The organism is Stenotrophomonas sp. SI-NJAU-1 (assembly GCF_020883215.1).
In the GTDB taxonomy this organism is placed as follows: Bacteria; Pseudomonadota; Gammaproteobacteria; order Xanthomonadales; family Xanthomonadaceae; genus Stenotrophomonas; species Stenotrophomonas indicatrix.
Genome location: NZ_CP086598.1, coordinates 3,830,649 through 3,852,013 on the forward strand (window position 1 = coordinate 3,830,649; position 21,365 = coordinate 3,852,013).

19 protein-coding genes and 1 pseudogene are annotated in these 21,365 nt (G+C 65.8%); 7 read left to right on the forward strand and 13 right to left on the reverse strand.

Annotated features, from left to right (window positions below; genetic code table 11):
• Window positions 1-5 precede the first annotated feature (5 nt).
• The 5 genes and pseudogenes from LMF57_RS17355 (at window position 6) to LMF57_RS17375 (ending at window position 5,771) form a co-directional block, all read left to right on the forward strand.
• A pseudogene (locus LMF57_RS17355) lies at window positions 6-1,305 on the forward strand (ABC transporter permease).
• Window positions 1,306-1,326: 21 nt separating this feature from the next.
• Window positions 1,327-2,541: an FtsX-like permease family protein gene (locus LMF57_RS17360; RefSeq protein WP_105164682.1), complete on the forward strand. Its 1,215-nt coding sequence runs from the start codon at window positions 1,327-1,329 to the stop codon at window positions 2,539-2,541.
• A 1-nt stretch (window position 2,542) separates the two neighbouring features.
• Window positions 2,543-2,926: a PDZ domain-containing protein gene (locus LMF57_RS17365; protein ID WP_117311440.1), complete on the forward strand. Its 384-nt coding sequence runs from the start codon at window positions 2,543-2,545 to the stop codon at window positions 2,924-2,926.
• 140 nt (window positions 2,927-3,066) lie between these two features.
• Complete coding sequence (locus LMF57_RS17370; protein WP_117311441.1) at window positions 3,067-4,413, forward strand: sigma-54 dependent transcriptional regulator; 1,347 nt, start codon at window positions 3,067-3,069, stop codon at window positions 4,411-4,413.
• A complete protein-coding gene (locus LMF57_RS17375; RefSeq protein ID WP_117311442.1) occupies window positions 4,410-5,771 on the forward strand; it encodes a HAMP domain-containing sensor histidine kinase in 1,362 nt (453 codons plus the stop codon). Before LMF57_RS17370 ends, LMF57_RS17375 begins: the two co-directional genes overlap by 4 nt.
• Window positions 5,772-6,324: 553 nt before the next feature.
• Here LMF57_RS17375 and LMF57_RS17380 read toward each other — a convergent pair.
• Window positions 6,325-6,858, reverse strand: coding sequence for a GNAT family N-acetyltransferase (locus LMF57_RS17380; protein ID WP_229290288.1), 534 nt, complete (start codon window positions 6,856-6,858; stop codon window positions 6,325-6,327).
• Window positions 6,827-8,194 carry a bifunctional UDP-N-acetylglucosamine diphosphorylase/glucosamine-1-phosphate N-acetyltransferase GlmU gene (gene glmU / locus LMF57_RS17385; RefSeq protein ID WP_229290289.1) on the reverse strand — a complete coding sequence of 456 codons (1,368 nt, stop codon included), beginning with the start codon at window positions 8,192-8,194 and terminating at the stop codon, window positions 6,827-6,829. The genes LMF57_RS17380 and glmU overlap by 32 nt, the downstream gene beginning before the upstream one ends.
• Window positions 8,195-8,273: 79 nt before the next feature.
• Here glmU and LMF57_RS17390 point away from each other — a divergent pair, with 79 nt between their 5' ends.
• Window positions 8,274-8,657, forward strand: a complete 384-nt coding sequence (locus tag LMF57_RS17390; RefSeq protein WP_229290290.1) for a GtrA family protein — start codon at window positions 8,274-8,276, stop codon at window positions 8,655-8,657.
• 100 nt (window positions 8,658-8,757) lie between these two features.
• On the opposite strand, the gene LMF57_RS17395 is transcribed toward LMF57_RS17390, so the two are convergent.
• The 9 genes from LMF57_RS17395 to LMF57_RS17435 form a co-directional block, all read right to left on the reverse strand.
• Complete coding sequence (locus LMF57_RS17395; RefSeq protein WP_025877355.1) at window positions 8,758-9,180, reverse strand: F0F1 ATP synthase subunit epsilon; 423 nt, start codon at window positions 9,178-9,180, stop codon at window positions 8,758-8,760.
• 112 nt (window positions 9,181-9,292) lie between these two features.
• Window positions 9,293-10,699: a F0F1 ATP synthase subunit beta gene (gene atpD, locus LMF57_RS17400; protein WP_025877357.1), complete on the reverse strand. Its 1,407-nt coding sequence runs from the start codon at window positions 10,697-10,699 to the stop codon at window positions 9,293-9,295.
• Between the two features lie 38 nt (window positions 10,700-10,737).
• A complete protein-coding gene (gene atpG, locus LMF57_RS17405) occupies window positions 10,738-11,601 on the reverse strand; it encodes a F0F1 ATP synthase subunit gamma (RefSeq protein ID WP_025877359.1) in 864 nt (287 codons plus the stop codon).
• A 95-nt stretch (window positions 11,602-11,696) separates the two neighbouring features.
• Window positions 11,697-13,244, reverse strand: a complete 1,548-nt coding sequence (atpA, locus tag LMF57_RS17410; protein WP_033832276.1) for a F0F1 ATP synthase subunit alpha — start codon at window positions 13,242-13,244, stop codon at window positions 11,697-11,699.
• Window positions 13,245-13,288: 44 nt separating this feature from the next.
• Window positions 13,289-13,816, reverse strand: a complete 528-nt coding sequence (locus LMF57_RS17415) for a F0F1 ATP synthase subunit delta (RefSeq protein ID WP_049464303.1) — start codon at window positions 13,814-13,816, stop codon at window positions 13,289-13,291.
• 2 nt (window positions 13,817-13,818) lie between these two features.
• Complete coding sequence (locus LMF57_RS17420) at window positions 13,819-14,289, reverse strand: F0F1 ATP synthase subunit B (RefSeq protein WP_025877365.1); 471 nt, start codon at window positions 14,287-14,289, stop codon at window positions 13,819-13,821.
• A gap of 114 nt (window positions 14,290-14,403) precedes the next feature.
• Window positions 14,404-14,706 (reverse strand): F0F1 ATP synthase subunit C, encoded by a 303-nt coding sequence (gene atpE, locus LMF57_RS17425; protein ID WP_025877367.1) that lies wholly within the window; start codon window positions 14,704-14,706, stop codon window positions 14,404-14,406.
• A gap of 64 nt (window positions 14,707-14,770) precedes the next feature.
• The gene (gene atpB, locus LMF57_RS17430; RefSeq protein WP_025877369.1) at window positions 14,771-15,559 is read right to left on the reverse strand and encodes a F0F1 ATP synthase subunit A; all 789 of its coding nucleotides are present in this window, start codon (window positions 15,557-15,559) and stop codon (window positions 14,771-14,773) included.
• A 31-nt stretch (window positions 15,560-15,590) separates the two neighbouring features.
• Window positions 15,591-15,923 (reverse strand): hypothetical protein, encoded by a 333-nt coding sequence (locus tag LMF57_RS17435; RefSeq protein ID WP_032952006.1) that lies wholly within the window; start codon window positions 15,921-15,923, stop codon window positions 15,591-15,593.
• Window positions 15,924-16,419: 496 nt separating this feature from the next.
• On the opposite strand from LMF57_RS17435, the gene LMF57_RS17440 reads away from it, so the two are divergent.
• The gene (locus LMF57_RS17440; RefSeq protein WP_117311447.1) at window positions 16,420-17,238 is read left to right on the forward strand and encodes a hypothetical protein; all 819 of its coding nucleotides are present in this window, start codon (window positions 16,420-16,422) and stop codon (window positions 17,236-17,238) included.
• 459 nt (window positions 17,239-17,697) lie between these two features.
• Here LMF57_RS17440 and lpdA read toward each other — a convergent pair whose 3' ends face one another.
• Window positions 17,698-19,506 (reverse strand): dihydrolipoyl dehydrogenase, encoded by a 1,809-nt coding sequence (lpdA, locus tag LMF57_RS17445; protein ID WP_229290291.1) that lies wholly within the window; start codon window positions 19,504-19,506, stop codon window positions 17,698-17,700.
• A gap of 107 nt (window positions 19,507-19,613) precedes the next feature.
• The gene (gene aceF / locus LMF57_RS17450) at window positions 19,614-21,353 is read right to left on the reverse strand and encodes a dihydrolipoyllysine-residue acetyltransferase (RefSeq protein ID WP_208081801.1); all 1,740 of its coding nucleotides are present in this window, start codon (window positions 21,351-21,353) and stop codon (window positions 19,614-19,616) included.
• Window positions 21,354-21,365 lie beyond the last annotated feature (12 nt).

Sequence of the window (21,365 nt, forward strand, 5' to 3'; positions counted from 1 at the left end):
CGATCATGTTCGCCTACTACGCCCGACTGGCGGTACGCAGCTTCCGCCGCAACAAGGTACTGACCGCGCTGATGGTGGTGGCCATCGCGCTGGGCATCGGTGCTTCGATGACCACCCTGACCGTGTTCCACGTGCTGTCCGGCGACCCGATCCCTGACAAGAGCGACCGCCTGTTCTACGTGCAGGTCGATCCGCGCCCGCGCTCGGGTTACCTGACCGGCGAAGAGCCGGAGACCCAGATGACCCGCTTCGATGCCGAGACGCTGCTGCGCGAGAAGCGTGGCGAGCGCCAGGCGATGATGAGTGCTGGCGCCGTCACCGTCGAGCCGGAAGGCAGCACGTTGAAGCCGTTCAACATCGACACCCGCTGGACCTCGGCTGACTTCTTCCCGATGTTCAACGTGCCGATGCTGTATGGCCGCGCCTGGACGGCCAGCGACGATGACGGTCGCTCCCGCGTGGTGGTGCTGTCCAAGGTGATCAATGACAAGCTGTTCCAGGGCGCCGACAGTGTCGGCCGCCAGATCCGGGTCGAGGGCCATTCGCTGCGCGTGATCGGGGTGATGGATACCTGGAATCCGGAACCGCACTTCTTCGACCTGACTGTGGGCAACTACGGGCGCGAAGAGGACCTGATGATGCCGCTGTCCACCGCGATGGACCTCAAGCTCGGCAGCAACGGCAACATGAACTGCTTCCGCGACGGCGCACCCGATGACGACAGCAATTCGATCAACGCGCCGTGCACCTGGATCCAGTACTGGGTGGAGCTTGACCCGTCCAAGGCCGAGGACTATCGCCGCTACCTGGTGAACTATTCGGACCAGCAGCGGGCTGCCGGCCGGTTCGAGCGCCCGGCCAACGTGCGCCTGCGCACCGTGATGGAGTGGCTGACCTTCAACAACGCGGTACCCAGCGACGTGCGCCTGCAGATGTGGCTGGCACTGGGTTTCCTCGGTGTCTGCCTGGTCAACACGGTCGGCCTGCTGCTGGCCAAGTTCCTGCGCCGCAGCGGTGAGATCGGCGTGCGTCGCGCACTGGGCGCCAGCCGCGGGCAGATCTTCCTGCAGTGCCTGGTTGAAGCAGGCGCGGTGGGCGTGGTCGGTGGCGTGCTCGGCATCGGCCTGGCACTGCTGGGCCTGTACGCGGTGCGCCAGCAGCCGGTGGACTACGCCAAGCTGGCCCACCTCGACGGCAGCATGCTGCTGCTCGCCCTCGGCCTGACCCTGCTGGCCAGCATTGCTGCCGGCTTCCTGCCCGCCTGGCGTGCAGGTCACCCCGGCCATCCAGCTCAAGTCGCAGTAAGCACCAGAACGAGGACTTCCCATGGACATCCGCCCCATCCTCAGCACCCTGCGCCGGCACAAGACCGCAGCCGCATTGATCGTGCTGGAAATCGCCCTGACCTGCGCCATCGTCTGCAATGCCCTGTTCCTGGTCACCCAGCGCGTGGAAAAGATCAGTCAGCCCAGCGGCCTGGCCGAGAACGAACTGGTCATGGTCCGGGTCAGCGGCATCGGCAAGCAGGCCAACGCCATGGCCCGCACCAACGAAGACCTGGCATCGCTGCGCGCGATCCCCGGCGTGACCAGCGTGGCCAAGGTCAACCAGCTGCCGTTCCGCCGCAATTCGAGCAACACCAGCATCTCGCGCGAGCGTGACCAGGAACGGCCGACAGCCTTCGTGTCGCAGTACATGGTTGGCGAGAACGCGTTGTCCACGCTCGGCCTGCAGCTGGTCGCCGGCCGCGACTTCCAGCCCAGCGAGTACATCGACCTGGAAGAAGCACAGAAGAATCCGAAGCCCGACCGCGCCGCACCGGTGATCATCAACCAGCAGGTCGCCGCCAAGATGTACCCGGACCAGAGTGCGCTGGGCAAGACCTTCTACATGGGCAACCAGGCCCTGCATGTGGTTGGTGTGGTCGCCCATCTGGCCACCCCCACCGACTACAACGACAACAGCACCCTGTCGATGATCCTGCCGGTACGTACCGACTTCACCCGCGGCCCGTACATGCTGCGCACCTCACCGGAACGCCGCGATGAAGTGCTGAAGGGTGCGCTGGCCGCGCTGGAGCACAACGACCCCAACCGCCTGGTGCGCGAGAAACTGACCTACCAGGAACAGCGTGCCGACTACTTCAAGAACGACCGCTCGATGGTCGGCCTGCTGGTGACGGTCTGCGTGGCGCTGCTGGTTGTCACCGCCCTGGGCATCGTCGGCCTGGCCAGCTTCTGGGTGCAGCAGCGCAGCAAGCAGATCGGCATCCGCCGCGCATTGGGCGCCACCCGCGGGCAGATCCTGCGCTATTTCCAGACCGAGAACTTCCTGCTGGCCACGCTGGGCATCGTGCTGGGCATGCTGGCGGCGTACGCCATCAACCTGGCCCTGATGAACATGTACGAGCTGCCGCGCATGCCGCTGCTGTACCTGCCGCTGGGCGCAGCGCTGCTGTGGCTGCTGGGGCAGATCGCCGTGTTCGGCCCGGCCCGCCGCGCCGCTGCGGTGCCCCCGGCCGTCGCCACGCGGGGGGCGTGAGATGCGCGCCAGCCTGCTGGTGCTGTTGCTGGCCCTGCCGCTGCCGGTACTCGCCGGAAGCAGCAGCGCGCAGACGCTGGAGTGGCGACAGGACGATGCGCGGCTGGCGCTGCGCTCGACCGAAGGCGTGGTGAGGGTGGATGCGGCCAGCCCGGAGGCGCGCTTCGGCGTGCGCCATGGCGACCGCATCCTGCGCGTGGACGACTCGCCGGTGCGGCAGATCGAACAGCTCGCCGACGCAATACGGGCGGCATCGACGCCCACCGTCTACCTTCTGCTGCGCCGCGATGGCCGGATGCTCACGGTACCGGTGGCGGTGTCGGCGTGGCGGGCGGCGCTGAACCCGCCAGCACCACCGCCACCGCCGCCCCCGCCACGGCGCTGAGTCCGGACGCCCCTGCGCTACCGCTGGTTTCGCTATATTGCAGAGCGGCCCGGTAGCGCCGGGCCATGCCCGGCGGTTCCAGCCGCTGCAACTGCACCCGCCCCGCCGGGCATGGCCCGGCGCTACCCTCTTTGCGACCCATGCCTGCGATCCTGATCATCGACGACAACGCCAGCGTGGGTACCGCGCTGGATGTGCTGTTCTCCCTGCATGACATCGACACGCTGCAGGCGCAGAGCCCGGCCGAAGGGCTGGCGCTGCTGGAGTCTCAGCCAGTGGACCTGGTGATCCAGGACATGAATTTCAGCGAGGACACCACTTCCGGCGAGGAAGGCGAGGCCCTGTTCGCGCAGATCCGCGAACGCCACCCCGATCTGCCGGTAATCCTGCTGACCGCCTGGACCCACCTGAGCAGCGCGGTGGACCTGGTCAAGGCCGGTGCCGCCGACTACCTGGCCAAGCCCTGGGATGACCGCAAGCTGCTGACCACGGTCAACAACCTGCTGGAATTGTCCGAAGCGCGGCGCGAACTGGACCAGCGACGCCAGCGCGAACAGCGCCAGCGGCATGCGCTGGAAGACAAGTACGCATTGTGTGGTGCAGTGTTCGCCGACCCCGCCAGCGAGCGGGTGATCGCCCTGGCCTGCCAGGTCGCGCGCTCGGAGCTGCCGGTACTGATCACCGGCCCCAATGGCGCGGGCAAGGAGAAGATCGCGCAGATCATCCAGGCCAACTCGCTGGTGGCCAAGGGCCCCTTCGTGGCGGTCAACTGCGGCGCCCTGCCCTCCGAACTGATCGAGGCCGAACTGTTCGGCGCCGAGGCCGGCGCCTATACCGGCGCCAACAAGGCGCGCGAAGGCAAGTTCGAGGCAGCCGACGGCGGCACGCTGTTCCTGGATGAGATCGGCAACCTGTCGCTGGGTGGGCAGATGAAGCTGCTGCGCGTGCTGGAAACCGGACGTTTCGAGCGCCTGGGCTCCAACCGCGAACGCCAGGTCAAGGTGCGCGTGGTCAGCGCGACCAATGCCGACCTGCCGGCGATGATCCGCGAAGGTACGTTCCGCGAAGACCTGTACTACCGGCTCAACACGGTGGAACTGACGCTGCCGCCGCTGGCCGACCGCCCCGGCGACATCGTGCCGCTGGCCGAGCATTTCCTCAGCATCGGCAAGCCGCTGTCCAGCGCGGCGGCCACCGCACTGCAGCGCCACCTGTGGCCGGGCAACGTGCGCGAGCTGCGCAACGTGATCCAGCGTGCCGAACTGCTGGCCACCGGCAACCGCATCGAAGTGGCCGATCTCAACCTGCCGCGTGCACCTGCTGCACCACGCCCGACGCCAAGCGCCGGCAATGATCCCGACCGCGCACGCATCGAAGACGTGCTGGCGCGCAACCACGGGGTCATCGCCCAGGCCGCTGCCGAGCTTGGACTGAGCCGGCAGGCGCTGTACCGGCGCATGGACCGTCACGGCATCCCACGCGAATGAAGCGACGCTCCTTCACCTTCCGCCTGTTCCTGCGCCTGCTGCCGGTGCTGGCGCTGGCTGCCGCGCTGCCGTGGCTGCTGGCCTACTGGATGGACCATGGCTGGGTGGTGACCACGGTCTCCACGATCATCCTGCTGTCATTGATGTGGTGGACGCTGCGCCGCGCCACCGCACCGGTGCGCTCGTTGATGCGGGCGCTGTCCGGGACCACCAGCAGCTACCGCGACGGTGAGTACAACTTCGGCATCTACTGGCCCGGCAATGACGAACTGGGTGACCTGGTGCAGGCGCACCGCGAACTGGGCGAGGTGCTGCGCGCACAACGCCAAGGCCTGGTGCAGCGCGAACTGCTGCTGGACACCATGGTGCAGAACACTCCGGTAGCGATGCTGCTGATCGCCGCCGGTGGCGATGGCATTTCCCGCGTGGTGTTCTCCAACCTGGCCGCGCGCAAGCTGCTGCACAGCGGCTGGAAGCTGGAAGGCCAGCGCATGGAGGATGTGCTCGAGCAGCTGCCGGTGGAACTGCGCGATGCCATCGGCCGCGGCGGCGACAGCCTGTTTGCGGTGAAGTCGGAAAGCGAAGACGGTGTGGAAGGCGACGAGGACGACGAACAGGTCTATCACCTGTCGCGGCGCGCGTTCCAGCTCAACGGCCGCCCGCATGACCTGCTGCTGGTACGCCAGCTCACTGCCGAACTGCGCCGGCAGGAAGTACAGACCTGGAAGAAGGTGATCCGGGTGATCAGCCACGAACTCAACAACTCGCTGGCGCCGATCGCCTCGCTGGCGCACTCCGGTGGCGAACTGGTCAAGCGCGAGCGCTTCGACCGGCTGCCGGAGATCTTCACCACCATCGAAGACCGGGCCCGCCACCTGGAAGGCTTCATCCGCGGCTACGCGCGTTTCGCCAAGCTGCCGCAGCCGCAACTGCAGACCGTGCACTGGGCGCCGTTCCTGTCCAGCCTGTGCCAGCAGATTCCGTTCACGATGGTGCGTGCACCCGACGCGGAACTGAGCAGCCGGATCGACATCGCCCAGTTCGGCCAGGCCCTGCTCAACCTGCTGAAGAATGCACACGAGGCCTGCGCCGAAGCCGACCCGCCCAACGACGACGTGCAGGTGCAGCTGACCCGGCTGCCGCAGTGGCTGCGGCTGGATGTGCTGGACCGCGGCAAGGGCATGAACGAGCAGGTACTGCAGAATGCGCTGATGCCGTTCTATTCGACCAAGCGCAACGGCACCGGGCTGGGGCTGGCCCTCACCCGCGAGATCGTCGAGGCGCACGGTGGCCGCGTATCACTGCAGAACCGCACCGAGGGCGGGCTGTGCGTGTCGATCCTGTTGCCGGGGGGGTAGGTTTGTTCTTCCTTCCTCTGTTGATGGCTGAAGGTTGATCACGGTTCATGGGTGTCACTTTTCTTTGTACGCAAAGAAAAGTAACCAAAAGAAACGTTCCGCCGGCCGCGAGCCGATGCTGCGCATCGGTGCCCTGCGCTCCTCGGCGAATCAGGGGGCGGTGCCGAACTCGCTGCGCTCAGACATCGGCACCTCTCCGCCCCTGATTCCCCTGCGGTGCCGGCTCGCTTCAAGGCGGACTTGAGAAGCAGAGCAAAAGCATCCACGCATGGCGTGGATCTACTGGGTGCAGCTGTGGCCTTTGACTTGGGTCCGCCTTGAAGCGAGCCGAGCACCGCAGGGCCGGCGAGGGCGAAGAGGCGCGGGTGTCTGAGCGAAGCGAGTTCCCGCGCCGTCCCTCGACGGACCGGGGAGCGCAGGGTACCGGCGTGCGCAGCACGACGGCTCGCGGACTGGCGGCGCGTTTCTTTTGGTTACTTTTCTTTTCGCGCGAAAAGAAAAGTGACACCCATGAACAATCATCAACCTTCAGCAATCAACAGAAGAAGCAAAACTAAAGCCCCCGCCGCATCGCCACCCGCAGGTGCATCGGGAATCCCAACGCGGCTTCCTCGGCCATCACCCCTCGCAGGCCCGCGCTCCACTCTGACTCCGGGAGCAGGGTGAATCCTTCGCTGGCATAGAAAGCCGCATTCCACGGTACATCCGACAACGTGGTCAGCACCGCCGCCGGATAGCCAAGCGCCTTGGCCTCGGCGAGTGCGTGCTGCAGCAACGCCCGTCCGTAGCCACGGCGAGCATGATTGGGATCGACATCCATCTGCAGCACATGGAAATCGCCGTCGAGCGCCCCACCCAGCAGGTAGCCGGCGATGCAGCCATCGGCGCCTTCGATGATCCACAACAGGCCACGCCGCAGTCCGGCCTGCAAGGTGGGAAGGTCCAGTCCATGGCCGGCGAACACCGGGTACGCCTCGTGCCCGCGCAGCAGTTCGCCCGCACGCTGTTCGATGCGGGGCAACGCGTCGAGCTCGTCGACGCGCGGTGGCCTCGGCTCAGCTTTTCTTGATGGGGCGCTGCCAGCCATCGATGGTTTCCTGGCGCGCACGGGCTACGGTCAGCTTGCCGTCCGGCGCAGTGCGGGTGATGACCGAACCGGCAGCAATCGTCGCGCCTTCACCGATCAGCACCGGCGCCACCAGCGAACTGTTGGAGCCGATGAAAGCGTTGTCGCCGATGGTGGTGGTCGACTTGTTCACGCCGTCGTAGTTGCAGGTGATGGTGCCCGCGCCGATGTTGACCTTGCTGCCGATCACCGCGTCGCCCAGATAGGTGAGGTGGTTGGCCTTGCTGCCCACTCCCAGGGTGACCTTCTTGGTTTCCACGAAGTTGCCCACGTGCACGCCATCAGCCAGCACGGTGCCCGGGCGCAGGCGCGCGAACGGGCCGATCTGGGCCGCACCCTCGCTGATCACGCCTTCCACATCGCAGTGCGCACGCACTTCGGTGCCCGCGCCGAGAGTGACGTCCTTCAGCCGGGTGAACGGGCCGATGGTCACGCCATCGCCGAGCACCACCTTGCCTTCAAGAATCACATCGACATCGATCATCACGTCGCTGCCGACGATCACCTCACCCCGGATATCCACCCGCGCCGGATCGCGCACGCGCGCGCCCTGGATGCACAGCGCGCGCACCGCGCGCCGTTGCCAGGCCCGTTCCAGCTGCGAGAGCTGCCACGGATCGTTCGCGCCTTCGGCGTCCTGCGCATCGGCCACCAGGGCCATCTCCGCCGGAGTGAACTCGCGGGCGGCAAAGGCGAACACATCGGTCAGGTAGTACTCGCCCTGCGCGTTGCTGTTGGACAGCTGGGACAGCCAGCGGCGCAGCGCCGTCGATTCGGCAGTGATGATGCCGGTGTTGATGATGCGCACCCGGCGCTGTTCATCATCGGCGTCCTTCTGCTCGACGATCGCCCCGACTTTGCCTTCGGCATCGCGCAGCACGCGACCATAGCCGGTGGGATCCTCGACATCGGCCACCAGCACGGCCAGCCGGCCCGGCTGGGCCAGCAGCTCGCGCAGGGTCTGCGCACGGATCAATGGCACATCGCCGTACAGCACCAGCACCTGGGCGGCGTCGGGTACCTCCGGCATGGCCTGGGCCACCGCATGGCCGGTACCCAGCTGCTGCGCTTGTTCGGCCCACAACAGGTCCGGCTGGTCAGCGAAACAGCTCCGCACCTGATCCCCGCCGTGGCCGTACACCACGTGGATGGCAGCCGGCTGCAGTTCCCGCGCAGTGGCGATCACATGCGCCAGCATCGGCTGGCCGGCAATCGGCTGCAGCACCTTGGGGAGCACCGACTTCATGCGCTTGCCGGCGCCAGCGGCGAGGATGATCACGTGCAGGGGTTGGGTCATGCGGGCGGTCCACGATTCGATGGCGGTGATTCTAGAACGGGGGCCGTTAACATGGAGCCCCCATCATGACCCCGGCAGCATGAGCCTGCTTCGCCAAGGCCGTTCCTATCTCATCGTCGGCCTGCTGCAGTTGCTGCTGGACTGGGCGGTGTTCGTGCTGGCGACGGCGGCCGGCATGCCCACGGCGCCCGGCAACATCTGCGGGCGCGTGGCCGGCATGCTGCTGGGTTTCTGGCTCAATGGACGCATCACCTTCGCCGACGCCAACGGGCAGCGCCTGGGCTGGCGCCGCTTCGCACGATTCCTGCCGCTGTGGCTGCTGCTGACCGCGGCCAGCACGCTGCTGGTGGCCGCCGCCGACCATGCGCTGGGCCTGCGCTACGCCTGGCTGTCAAAGCCGCTGGTGGAAGGCGGGTTGGCAGCGCTGTCTTTCGTGTTGATGCGGTGGGTGGTGTACCGCTGAATCCCGCCGTGGTTGCCGGCCAGCGGCCGGCACTACAGAGTCCCCACACATACAAAAACGCCGGCACTGGGCCGGCGTTCCTGCTTGATGGCGCTGGACCTCAGTGCTTGAGGGTCTTGCGCAGGCGCTCCAGCGCCTGCAGCTGGACAACGGCCTCTGCCAGCTTCTGCTGGGCTTCGGCCACTTCCATCGCTTCGCCGCGGTTGGCCAGGATGCGTTCGGCTTCTTCCTTGGCCTTGCGGACCGAGGCTTCGTCGATGTCCTGTGCGCGGATCGCGGTGTCGGCCAGCACGGTCACCACCTGCGGCTGCACTTCCAGGATGCCGCCGGAAATGGCGAAATCCAGCTGCTCGCCGCTCGGCGTGGTCACTACCACCTTGCCCGGCTTCAGGCGGGTGATCAGCGGTGCGTGCTTGGGCGCGATGCCCAGTTCGCCCAGCTCACCGGTGGCCACGACCAGGGTCGCTTCGCCACGGAAGATTTCCTGCTCGGCGCTGACGATGTCGCAACGGATGGTGCTCATGTAACTCTCTTCGCTAGGGGGCGGGTCGAACCCACCGCAGGGATTCCGCAGCGGTGGGCGCAGGCCCACCCCGTGTCACGGTCGGGACGGGTGTGTGCCCGTCCCCGCCGCATCAGGCCTTCTCGGCCATCTTCTTGGCCTTCTCGACCGCTTCTTCGATGCTGCCGACCATGTAGAACGCCTGCTCCGGCAGGTGGTCGTACTCGCCATCGACGATGGCCTTGAAGCCACGGATGGTGTCCTTCAGCGACACGTACTTGCCCGGCGAGCCGGTGAACACTTCGGCCACGTGGAACGGCTGGCTGAAGAAGCGCTCGATCTTGCGGGCGCGCGACACGGCCTGCTTGTCTTCTTCGGACAGTTCGTCCATGCCCAGGATGGCGATGATGTCCTTCAGTTCCTTGTACTTCTGCAGGGTCTGCTGGACGCGCTGGGCGGTGTCGTAGTGCTCGTGGCCGATGACCAGCGGGTCCATCTGGCGGCTGGTGGAGTCCAGCGGATCGACCGCCGGGTAGATACCCAGCGAAGCGATCGAACGCGACAGGGTCACGGTCGAGTCAAGGTGGGCGAAGGTGGTCGCCGGCGACGGATCGGTCAAGTCATCGGCCGGCACGTAGACGGCCTGGATCGAGGTGATCGAACCATTCTTGGTCGAGGTGATGCGCTCCTGCAGGACGCCCATTTCCTCGGCCAGGGTCGGCTGGTAACCCACTGCCGACGGCATACGACCCAGCAGTGCCGACACTTCGGTACCGGCCAGGGTGTAGCGGTAGATGTTGTCGACGAACAGCAGCACGTCCTTGCCCTTGCCGTTCTCGTCCTTCTCGTCGCGGAAGTACTCGGCCATGGTCAGGCCGGTCAGGGCGACGCGCAGACGGTTGCCCGGCGGCTCGTTCATCTGGCCGTACACCATCGCGACCTTGTCCAGGACGTTGGAGTCCTTCATCTCGTGGTAGAAGTCGTTGCCCTCACGGGTACGCTCACCCACGCCGGCGAACACGGACAGACCGCTGTGCGCCTTGGCGATGTTGTTGATCAGTTCCATCATGTTGACGGTCTTGCCGACGCCGGCGCCGCCGAACAGGCCGACCTTGCCGCCCTTGGCGAACGGGCACATCAGGTCGATGACCTTGATGCCGGTTTCCAGCAGCTCGGTGGCCGGGGACTGGTCTTCATACGACGGAGCAGCGCGATGGATTTCCCAGGTGTCGCTGGAGGCGACCGGACCGGCTTCGTCGATCGGGCGGCCGAGCACGTCCATGATGCGGCCCAGGGTGCCAGCGCCGACCGGCACGGAGATGCCGCGGCCGGTGTTGGTGGCCACCAGGTTGCGCTTCAGGCCATCGGTGGAGCCCAGCGCGATGCAGCGGACCACGCCGTCACCGAGCTGCTGCTGCACTTCCAGGGTGATTTCGGTGTTGTCCACCTTCAGCGCGTGGTACACCTTCGGCACCGACTCGCGGGGGAATTCGACGTCGACGACGGCGCCGATGATCTGAACGATCTTGCCCTGACTCATTGCTGCATCCTCTAAATGTGTGCTTTTAACGAACGCGGTCAGACTGCTGCCGCGCCGCCGACGATTTCGGAGATTTCCTGGGTGATCGCTGCCTGGCGGGCCTTGTTGTAGACCAGCTGCAGGGTTCCGATCAGCTTGTTGGCGTTGTCACTGGCCGACTTCATCGCCACCATGCGCGCGGCATGCTCGGAAGCGACGTTTTCCAGCAGCGCCTGGTACACCAGCGACTCGATGTAACGCGTCATCACGTGCTCGAGCACGGTCGCGGCATCGGGTTCGTACAGGTAGTCCCAGTCGTGGTGCGCAACCTGCTTCTCAGCGGCCGGCAGCGGCAGCAGCTGATCGAAGCTGGCCTTCTGCGTCATCGTGTTGACGAAGCGGTTGTAGACCAGGTACACGCGGTCGACCTTGCCTTCGGTGAAGGCGTCGAGCATGACCTTGATCACACCGATCAGCGATTCCAGCTTCGGCGTGTCGCCGATGTGGGTCACCGTGCCGACCATGTTCACCTTGACCCGGCGGAAGAAGGTCGATGCCTTCTGGCCGATGGTCACCAGGTCCACTTCGGCGCCCTTGTCCTGCCAGGCCTTGGCTTCGCCAAGCATCCTGCGGAACAGGTTGTTGTTGAGGCCGCCGGCCAGACCGCGATCGGAGGAGATCACGATGAAACCGACCCGCTTGACCTGCTCACGCTCGACCAGGAACGGATGCTGGTAGTCGGTGCTGGCCTGCGCCAGGTGGCCGATCACCTGCTTCATCGCCTGCGCGTACGGACGCGAGGTCTTCATCCGATCCTGCGCCTTGCGGATCTTGGAGGCCGAGACCATTTCCAGGGCGCGCGTCACCTTGCGGGTGTTCTGCACGCTCTTGATCTTGGTTTTGATTTCGCGTCCGCTTGCCATCTCTTATTCCCGTGGCGCGGGGCCGGGGCCCCACGTTGTTCAACCGTTTGATCGTCTGGTCCAGCGGAGCATCGCTCCGCTCTACAGGACCTCGATTACCAGCTGCCGGTGGTCTTGAACTCGACGATGCCCTTCTTGAAGGCAGCTTCGATGTCGTTGTCCCAACCGCCGGTGGCGTTGACCTTGCCGATCAGTTCGCCCTGGGTGTTGGCGAAATGCGCGTGCAGGCCTTCTTCGAACGCCAGCAGCTTGCTGACCGGCACGTCGTCGAGGTAACCCTCGTTGACGGCGTAGATCGACAGCGCCTGGTTGGCGATCGACATCGGCGCGTACTGCTTCTGCTTCATCAGCTCGGTGACGCGCTGGCCGCGCTCAAGCTGCTTGCGGGTGGCTTCGTCCAGGTCCGAGGCGAACTGCGCGAACGCAGCCAGCTCGCGGTACTGGGCCAGCGAGATACGGATGCCGCCGGACAGCTTCTTGATGATCTTGGTCTGCGCCGAACCACCGACGCGCGACACCGAGATACCGGCGTTCACGGCCGGGCGGATGCCGGCGTTGAACAGATCGGTTTCCAGGAAGATCTGGCCGTCGGTGATCGAGATCACGTTGGTCGGAACGAACGCGGAAACGTCGCCGGCCTGGGTCTCGATGATCGGCAGCGCGGTCAGCGAACCGGTCTTGCCGGTCACCGCACCGTTGGTGAACTTCTCGACGTACTCTTCGGACACGCGGGCAGCGCGTTCCAGCAGGCGCGAGTGCAGGTAGAACACGTCACCCGGGTAGGCTTCACGGCCCGGCGGGCGCTTCAGCAGCAGCGAGATCTGGCGGTAGGCCACGGCCTGCTTGGACAGATCGTCGTACACGATCAGCGCGTCTTCGCCGCGGTCCATGAAGTACTCGCCCATGGTGCAGCCCGAGTAGGCGCTGATGTACTGCATCGCGGCCGATTCGGACGCGGTGGCAGCCACCACGATGGTGTGCGCCAGGGCGCCGTTCTCTTCCAGCTTGCGCACGATGTTGGCAACGGTCGAGGCCTTCTGGCCGATCGCTACGTACACGCACTTGATGCCGGTGCCCTTCTGGTTGATCACCGCATCGATGGCCAGTGCGGTCTTGCCGGTCTGGCGGTCACCGATGACCAGCTCGCGCTGGCCACGGCCGATCGGGATCATCGAGTCGACCGACTTGTAACCGGTCTGCACCGGCTGGTCGACCGACTTGCGCCAGATCACGCCCGGAGCAACGCGCTCCACCGGAGCGGTCAGCTGGGTGGCCAGCGGGCCCTTGCCGTCGATCGGCTCGCCGAGCGCGTTGACGACGCGGCCCAGCAGTTCCGGACCGACCGGCACTTCCAGGATGCGGCCGGTGGTCTTGGCGACGTCACCTTCGCGCACGTTCTCGTAGCCACCCAGGACCACGGCGCCGACCGAGTCGCGCTCCAGGTTCAGGGCCAGGGCAAAGGTGTTGTTCGGCAGTTCGATCATTTCGCCCTGCATCACGTCGGCCAGACCGAAGATGCGCACGATGCCGTCGGACACGCTGGTCACGGTGCCTTCGTTGCGCGATTCCGCGGCCAGCTTGACCTTCTCGATGCGGTTCTTGATCAGTTCGCTGATTTCGGAGGGGTTGAGCGTGGTTGCCATCGTCAAGTCCTAGTGCCGGCAGCGGGGCCGGACGTTAAATGAATTCAGTTAGCGAGCGCGGTCTGCAGACGGGCCAGCTTGCCCTTCAGCGAACCATCGATGACCACGTCGCCGGCGTCGATCACAGCGCCGCCGATCAGCGAGGCGTCGACCGCGGTGGTCACTTCGACCTCGCGGTTGAAGCGCTTGCGCAGCGCGGCCTTGATCGCGTCCAGCTCGGCAACCGACAGCTCGGCCGCGGAGGTCACCGTGGCCTTGACCACGTGCTCGGCCTCGGCGCGCAGGGCGTCGAACATGCCGGCGATCTCCGGCAGCAGCGGCAGGCGATGCGATTCGGCAAGCACAGCCAGGAAGCGCGAGTAGGTCTCGCCGCGGGACTCCGGCGCCAGCAGGGCGATGGCGTCATCGCGACCCAGCTCCGGGTTGGCGAGCAGGGCCGCCACGCGCGGGTCGGCGGCGACGTGGGCGGAGAACGCCAAAGCGTCCGACCACGGCGCGAACGCGCCTTCGTCACGCGCGGTCGCGAAGGCGGCGCGGGCGTACGGGCGGGCAAGCGTGAGGGCCTGGCTCATCCTTAGATCTCCGAGGCCAGCTCGTCGAGCAGCGCCTTGTGGGCGTTGGCGTCGATTTCGCGCTTGAGCAGCTTTTCGGCACCGGTCACGGCCAGCGCGGACACCTGCTTGCGCAGATCTTCACGGGCACGGTTGGCGGCGGCGTCGATTTCGGCCTGGGCCAGGTCCTTCTGACGGGTGGCTTCGGCAACAGCTTCGTTGCGGGCCGCGTCGACGATCTGGTTGGCACGCGCGTGGGCCTGGTCGATGATCTCGTTGGCCTTGGTGCGGGCTTCCTTCAGCGCTTCATTGACCTTGTCCTGCGCCTGGGCCAGATCTTTCTGGCTGCGGTCGGCAGCAGCGAGGCCTTCAGCGATCTTCTGCTGGCGCTCTTCGATCGCGTTCATCAGCGGCGGCCAGATCTTGGTCGCGATGAGCCAGATCAGGGCGGCAAAGGCCAGGGCCTGGGCGATGAGGGTAAAACCGATATCCATGGGGTTCGCTCAGTCGGTTGTGACGGGATGGATGCGCCGCCACACGGGCGGCGCCTCCGAACCTTCATCCGCGACCAGGCGCCTGCGGCGCCCGGTCGTTTCACTTTCGCTGGATCAGCCAGCGATTGCCGGCAGGCGCGAGACGAACTCGCCGACCAGCGGGTTGGCGAAGGCGAACAGCAGGCCCACGGCGACCGAGATGATGAAGGCGGCGTCGATCAGGCCGGCGGTGATGAACATGCGGACCTGCAGGACCGGGATCAGTTCCGGCTGGCGCGCGGCCGACTCCAGGAACTTACCGGCCATGATGGCCAGACCCAGACCGGCGCCCAGCGCGGCCAGGCCGATCATGATGCCGACGGCGAGGACGGTGGAGCTCTGAACTTGGGCGAGATTGGTCAGGACGGCGAAGTACATGGTTTTCTCCAGGAACTTGATTGCTAAGGGTTTAGAAACAAACGGATGAAGGGTGAAGCGAAACTCAGTGAGCGTCTTCCGACAGGCTCAGGTACACGATGGACAGCATCATGAAGATGAAGGCCTGCAGCGGGATCACCAGCAGGTGGAACAGCATCCAGCCGAAGCCGGCGAACGCGCCTGCAAACATGCCGGCGATACCTGCACCGCCCAGCACCCAGATCAGCAGGAACACGATTTCACCGCCGAACATGTTGCCGAACAGTCGCATCGCCAGCGAAATCGGCTTGCTCAGCCACTCGACGATGTTCAGGATCAGGTTGAACGGCATCATCCACTTGCCGAACGGTGCGGTCAGGAATTCCTTGGTGAAACCACCAATACCCTTGGCGCGCAACGCGAAGAACAGCATCAGGAAGAACACGCTGATCGACATGCCCAGGGTGGCATTGACGTCGGCGGTGGGGACCGGCTTCCAGTACGGCACGCCCATCAGTTCAAGCGGCTTGGCGATGAAGTCGGCCGGGATCATCTTGATGAGGTTCATCAGGAGGATCCAGAAGAAGATCGTGATCGCGATCGGGGTCACCAGCTTGCTGGTGCCGTGATAGGTGTCCTTGGCCTGGCGGTCAACGAACTCCAGGCAGATCTCGACGAATGCCTGCCACTTGCCCGGCACCCCGGAGGTGGCCTTGCGGGTCGCCATCCAGAAGGCGACGACCATCACCAGGCCCATCAGCAGCGAGGTTACCAGCGTGTCCACGTGGATCGCCCACGGGGTGCCATGACCTGCCGTCAGATTGTGCAGGTGATGCTGGATGTAGGAGGTGGGTGTAAGCGCCTCGCCTGCCATGTGTCCGGAACCTTAAGTTAAATGAATTCGATTAGCGCCTGGCCATGGCCAGGACCTGGAACATCAGCCCGACGGCGATACCGGCCAACAGCGCCAGTGCAGGCAGCTTGAAGACCAGGAACCCCACCATCAGGACACCAAAAACGAGCGCCCACTTGGCCACGATCGCAACGATCAGGCGTGCCATGGCCGAACCGGCCCCCAGCGCACCACCACCCAGCGCCATCCGTGCCGCCACCCAACCACCGGCCGAAACCGCCACACCGGATGCCAGGGCACCAAGGGCATACTTCGGCCCCACCAGCAGGAAGGCCAGAGCCAGGACAGCCACCGCGGCCAGCGGGTAGACCGCGGCGCGCAGCATCAGTCGCCGACCCGTTTCTACGGAGTTCAGCACAGGACGTCCCGCGTGGTTACAAGTGGATGGCTGAGGCGACTACAGCAGGGGGGCCTCATCGAGCCGCCAAATTATAGCAATGGGACAATTTGCGAGACAACCGCTGCCTGTTCATATCGGAACAGCGGAAGTTGCGGTAAGGGCTGCGGTTTTGCAGCCCACCACGGGGACAATGCCATCTGCGCGATGTTGCGGTGCAACGCATTGAACTTTGGTCGCAGGTGGCGGAACTTTCCGCCGACGGCAGTGGTCCCATCTTCCGACCTGCCTGCGGCTACCTCGTCGACGCTTCGCCTGCAGGTCCCCATGATGGCCCCGAAGCGCCGCTCCGGGGCCATCTTTTCGCAGGGCGCCGACAGCGCTGAACCGTCCACATCGCGTGGACCATACCTTCACGAATGGTGGACAGCGACGTCCGGCAAAGTGGCCTTCATTCCGATGAACCACTGCAAGGACTCTTTCGATGCGCTCCGTCCCCACCCTGCTCGCCCTCTCGCTTCTCGCCGCCGGCGCGTCGTTCGCCTCCTCCGCCCATGCCGCCGAAGGCGATGACCGCTTCGCCCTGCGCCTGGGTGCGATGAACATCGACTCGGACAACACCCTGCGCGGCAACACCAATGTCGCCGGCCAGGACATCGGCTTCTCCGAGGACTTCAAGCTGGGTGGCAAGGAATGGGAGCCGCGCATCGACGGCATGTTCCGCATCAGCAACCGCCAGCGCCTGCTGTTCAACTACTTCAAGTACGACAAGGACCGCCGCGAGACGCTCGGCCAGGACATTTCCTTCGGCAACGTGAACGTGCCGGCCGACAGCTTCGTCAAGGCCGAACTGAAGTACCAGGTGGCCAGCCTGGTGTATGACTACTCGGTGGTGGACACCGAGAAGTTCGACCTCGGCCTGCAGCTGGGTGCCGAATACGCCAAGGTCAGCACCAAGGGCTACGCCGACCTGGGCACGGTGTATGAAGGCCAGTTCCTGGACGAGAAGACCGACGGTGTGGCGCCGGTGGTGGGTGCACGCCTGAGCTTCACCCCGTCCGAAAAGTGGATGATCACCCTGCAGGGCCAGTACCTCAACACGCGCTGGGGCAGCTTCGACGACTACAAGGGCGACCTGAGCCGCGCCAACGCCATCGTCGATTACCGCTTCACCGACAACTTCGGTGTGTTCGCCGGCTACGACTGGTTCAAGCTGGACGCGGACAAGAAGGGCAGCGACGGCACCATCGGCCTGAAGCAGGAATTCAAGGGCCCGGTGGCGGGTATCAGCGTCAGCTTCTGACCCCTGCTCCCCTTCCACGACAAGCTCTCTCCTGGCGCGGCCTCCGGAACATCGGGGGCCGCGTTTTTTGTGGCTTCCTGACAGAAGAGCAGAAGCGGGTTGGTCGAGCGCTGGAGGGAGAGGGGGCGGGGTGCGGATGTCCCCCGGCGCCGGCCTGCGGCCGTCACCTCCTCCTTTACTTCGCACCCAGCCCCCTCTCCCTCCGCGTGTCAGGCATCCAGACAGCCGCTGCGGTGGCGGTGGTTGTGGCTCCGCCTTCCGCAAGCCGAGCCGCTGCGCGGGCGGCAGGCGTTTCGACAAAGTAAAGGAGGAGGCGACCGCCGAAGGCGGGCGACGGGGGACATTTGTCGAAATGCCTGCCGCCCGCGCAGCGGCCCTACAGCTCGCAAGAATCCGGAGCGCATAAACAAAAAAACCCCGGCGATGCCGGGGTTTTTCGTTCGCAAAGGCGCGGGCGCCTTATTTCTTCTTCGGCATGTACAGATCGGTGATCGTGCCGTCGTAGATTTCCGAGGCCATCGCCACCGACTCGCTCAGCGTCGGATGCGCATGGATGGTGTGGCCGATGTCCTCGGCCTCGGCACCCATCTCGATCGCCAGGCCGATCTCGGCCAGCAGATCACCGGCGTGCACGCCGACGATCGCACCGCCGATGATGCGGTGGCTGTCCTCGTCGAAGATCAGCTTGGTGAAGCCCTCGGTGCGGCCGATGCCGATCGCGCGGCCGCTGGCGGCCCACGGGAACTTGGCCACGCCCACCTTCAGGCCCTTGGCCTTGGCTTCGGTCTCGGTGACGCCAACCCAGGCGATTTCCGGGTTGGTGTAGGCCACCGACGGAATCACCCGCGCCACCCACTCCTTCTTGTGCCCGGCAGCCACTTCGGCCGCCAGCTTGCCCTCGTGCGTGGCCTTGTGGGCCAGCATCGGGTTGCCGACGATGTCGCCGATGGCAAAGATGTGCGGCACGTTGGTGCGCATCTGCCGGTCGACCGGAATGAAGCCACGATCGGTCACCTGCACGCCGGCCTTTTCAGCATCGATCTTCTTGCCGTTCGGCGAACGACCCACGGCCACCAGCACGCGGTCGAAGGTGCCCTGCGCCAATGCCGGCGCCTGGCCTTCCTCGGCGGCTTCGAAGGTCACGGTGATGCCCTTGGCATCGGCGGTGACGCCGGAGGCCTTGGTCTTCAGGTGCACGTCAATGCCCTGCTTCTTCAGGCGGTCGGCCAGCGGCTTGACCAGATCCTTGTCGGCGCCCGGCATCAGCTGGTCCATGAACTCGACCACGGTGACCTTGCTGCCCAGCGCGCCGTACACGGTGGCCATTTCCAGGCCGATGATGCCGCCACCGACGACCAGCAGCGAACCCGGCACTTCGGCCAGTTCCAGTGCGTCGGTGGAGTCCATCACGCGCTTGTCGTCCCACGGGAAGTTCGGCAGCTTCACCGCCTGCGAACCGGCGGCGATGATGCACTTCTGGAAGCGCAGCAGCTGGGTGCTGCCGTCAGCGGCGGTGATTTCCAGCTCATTGGCGGACACGAACTTGCCCACGCCCTGCACGCTGCGGACCTTGCGCTGCTTGGCCATGCCGGCCAGGCCCTTGGTCAGCTGGTTGACGACCTTTTCCTTGTACTGGCGCAGCTTGTCCAGGGTGATGGTCGGCTTGCCGAACTCGACGCCGAAATCACCGGCATGGGCGACTTCGTCGATCACCGCAGCGGCGTGCAGCAGTGCCTTGGACGGGATGCAGCCGACGTTGAGGCAGACGCCGCCGAGGCTGGCGTAGCGTTCGACCAGCACCGTATCCAGGCCGACGTCGGCGGCGCGGAAGGCGGCGGTGTAGCCGCCCGGGCCCGAGCCCAGCACAACCATTTCGCACTCGATGTCGGCGGCCTTGCCACTGGCCAGCGCCGGCTTCGGTGCTGCAGGCTCGGCGGGGGCGCGGTGCGACGGCGTCACCGGCGGCTTGCTGGCCGGGGCGGCGGCCGCCGGGGCCGGCGCAGCGGCCTTGGCCGGCGCTTCAGCGGCGCCTTCGGTCTCCAGCAGCACGACGACCGCGCCTTCGGACAGCGTGTCGCCCAGCTTGACCTTGATTTCCTTGACCACGCCGGCTGCCGAGGACGGCACTTCCAGGGTCGCCTTGTCCGACTCCAGGGTCACCAGACCCTGGTCTTTCTTCACCGTATCGCCAACGGCGACCAGCACTTCGATCACCGGCACATCGCTGTAATCGCCGATGTCGGGAACCTTGATTTCAATCGTGGCCATGGTGGGTTTTCCTCGTGCCCGACCGGCGTGGCCGGCGGGCTGTCACTGCGTTTCGACAGGCGGCCGCGCCAGGGGCAGCGGCCGCACGGTGGGGGCGAAGCGGTGCCTTACAGCAGCACGCGGCGCATGTCGGCCAGCACCTGCGAGAGGTACGTGGTGAAGCGTGCGGCCAGGGCGCCATCGATGACGCGGTGGTCGTAGCTCAGCGACAGCGGCAGCATCAGCTTCGGAGCGAACTCCTTGCCATTCCAGACCGGCTGGATGGACGACTTGGAGACGCCGAGGATGGCCACTTCCGGGGCATTGACGATCGGGGTGAACGCGGTGCCGCCGATGCCGCCCAGCGAGCTGATCGAGAAGCAGCCGCCGCTCATGTCGGCCGGGCCCAGCTTGCCGTCACGCGCCTTCTTGGCCAGCTCGCCGGTTTCCTGCGCGATCTGCACCACGCCCTTCTTGTCGACGTCGCGGATGACCGGAACGACCAGGCCGTTCGGGGTATCGGCAGCGAAACCGATGTTGAAGTACTTCTTCAGGGTCAGGTTCTCGCCGCTGGCATCCAGCGAAGCGTTGAACTCCGGGAACTTCTTCAGCGCCGCGGCGCTGGCCTTGATCAGGAAGGCGAGCATGGTCAGCTTGATGCCGGCCTTCTCGTTCTCCTTGTTCAGCGCCACGCGCAGGCCTTCCAGGTCGGTGATGTCGGCCTGCTCGAACTGGGTGACGTGCGGGATCATCGCCCAGTTGCGGGCCAAGTTCGCACCTGAGATCTTCTTGATGCGCGACAGCGGCTGCACTTCCACGTCGCCGAACTTGCTGAAATCAACCTTCGGCCACGGCAGCAGGTTGAGGCCACCGCCGGCAGCCACGGTGCCACCGGCAGCTGCCGGAGCGCCGCCGCTGAGCGCGGCCTTGACGAACTTCTGCACGTCGGCCTTGGTGATGCGGCCGCCCTTCTCGCTGCCACTGACCTGCAGCAGGTCGACACCGAGCTCACGGGCGAACACGCGCACCACCGGCGATGCGTAGGGCACCTTGGCCGGCAGCACGCCATCGGCGTTGAACTGTACCGGCGGGCTGGTCGGCGCGCCGGCCGAGGGGGCGCTGGCGATCTCGCGGGCGGCCAGCTTGTCCGGCTGGGCCGGCACGGCGACCGGCTCGACCTTGGTGGCGGTTTCGGCGGCAGCCGGGGCAGCAGCGGCGGCCGCCTTGCCCGGGGCCGGGGCGGCAGCGCCTTCGGCTTCGATGATGGCGACCACGTTGCCCTGCGACAGGTTGTCGCCGACCTTGACCTTGATCTCCTTGACCACGCCGGCGACCGACGACGGCACTTCCATGGTGGCCTTGTCGCTTTCCAGCGTGACCAGGCCCTGGTCCTTCTTCACCGTATCGCCCACGGCGACCAGCACTTCGATGACCGGAATGCCGCTGTAATCGCCGATATCCGGCACCAGGGCTTCCACCGCGCCGCCGCTGGCAGCGGGGGCGGCAGCAGCGGCCGGAGCGGGAGCAGCGGGAGCAGCCTGGGTGGCAGCGGCCGGAGCAGCGGCCTTGGCCGGTGCGGGTGCAACGGCAGGTGCGGCAGCAGCGGCCGGCTGGGCAGCCTCGCCGTCGGCCACTTCGATCAGTGCCACGACCTTGCCTTCGGACAGGCTGTCGCCCAGCTTGACCTTGATTTCCTTGACCACACCGGCCACCGAGGACGGCACCTCCATGGTCGCTTTATCGCTTTCCAGCGTGACCAGGCCCTGGTCCTTCTTCACCGTATCGCCGACGGCAACAAGCACCTCGATTACCGGGATATCGCTGTAGTCACCGATATCGGGGACACGTGCTTCCTTGATTTCGGCCATGGGGAGAACTCC

Excerpts from the sequence above, each read along its gene's own strand:
- LMF57_RS17440 (WP_117311447.1), top strand. The coding sequence starts at position 16,420 with ATGCGCTCCGTCCCCACCCTGCTCGCCCTCTCGCTTCTCGCCGCCGGC.
- atpD (WP_025877357.1), bottom strand. The coding sequence starts at position 10,699 with ATGAGTCAGGGCAAGATCGTTCAGATCATCGGCGCCGTCGTCGACGTC.
- LMF57_RS17390 (WP_229290290.1), top strand. The coding sequence starts at position 8,274 with ATGAGCCTGCTTCGCCAAGGCCGTTCCTATCTCATCGTCGGCCTGCTG.
- LMF57_RS17380 (WP_229290288.1), bottom strand. The coding sequence starts at position 6,858 with ATGGCTGGCAGCGCCCCATCAAGAAAAGCTGAGCCGAGGCCACCGCGC.
- LMF57_RS17370 (WP_117311441.1), top strand. The coding sequence starts at position 3,067 with ATGCCTGCGATCCTGATCATCGACGACAACGCCAGCGTGGGTACCGCG.
- atpB (WP_025877369.1), bottom strand. The coding sequence starts at position 15,559 with ATGGCAGGCGAGGCGCTTACACCCACCTCCTACATCCAGCATCACCTG.
- LMF57_RS17420 (WP_025877365.1), bottom strand. The coding sequence starts at position 14,289 with ATGGATATCGGTTTTACCCTCATCGCCCAGGCCCTGGCCTTTGCCGCC.
- atpG (WP_025877359.1), bottom strand. The coding sequence starts at position 11,601 with ATGGCAAGCGGACGCGAAATCAAAACCAAGATCAAGAGCGTGCAGAAC.
- LMF57_RS17435 (WP_032952006.1), bottom strand. The coding sequence starts at position 15,923 with ATGCTGCGCGCCGCGGTCTACCCGCTGGCCGCGGTGGCTGTCCTGGCT.
- aceF (WP_208081801.1), bottom strand. The coding sequence starts at position 21,353 with ATGGCCGAAATCAAGGAAGCACGTGTCCCCGATATCGGTGACTACAGC.
- LMF57_RS17395 (WP_025877355.1), bottom strand. The coding sequence starts at position 9,180 with ATGAGCACCATCCGTTGCGACATCGTCAGCGCCGAGCAGGAAATCTTC.
- glmU (WP_229290289.1), bottom strand. The coding sequence starts at position 8,194 with ATGACCCAACCCCTGCACGTGATCATCCTCGCCGCTGGCGCCGGCAAG.
- atpA (WP_033832276.1), bottom strand. The coding sequence starts at position 13,244 with ATGGCAACCACGCTCAACCCCTCCGAAATCAGCGAACTGATCAAGAAC.
- LMF57_RS17365 (WP_117311440.1), top strand. The coding sequence starts at position 2,543 with ATGCGCGCCAGCCTGCTGGTGCTGTTGCTGGCCCTGCCGCTGCCGGTA.
- LMF57_RS17360 (WP_105164682.1), top strand. The coding sequence starts at position 1,327 with ATGGACATCCGCCCCATCCTCAGCACCCTGCGCCGGCACAAGACCGCA.
- LMF57_RS17375 (WP_117311442.1), top strand. The coding sequence starts at position 4,410 with ATGAAGCGACGCTCCTTCACCTTCCGCCTGTTCCTGCGCCTGCTGCCG.
- LMF57_RS17415 (WP_049464303.1), bottom strand. The coding sequence starts at position 13,816 with ATGAGCCAGGCCCTCACGCTTGCCCGCCCGTACGCCCGCGCCGCCTTC.
- lpdA (WP_229290291.1), bottom strand. The coding sequence starts at position 19,506 with ATGGCCACGATTGAAATCAAGGTTCCCGACATCGGCGATTACAGCGAT.
- atpE (WP_025877367.1), bottom strand. The coding sequence starts at position 14,706 with ATGTACTTCGCCGTCCTGACCAATCTCGCCCAAGTTCAGAGCTCCACC.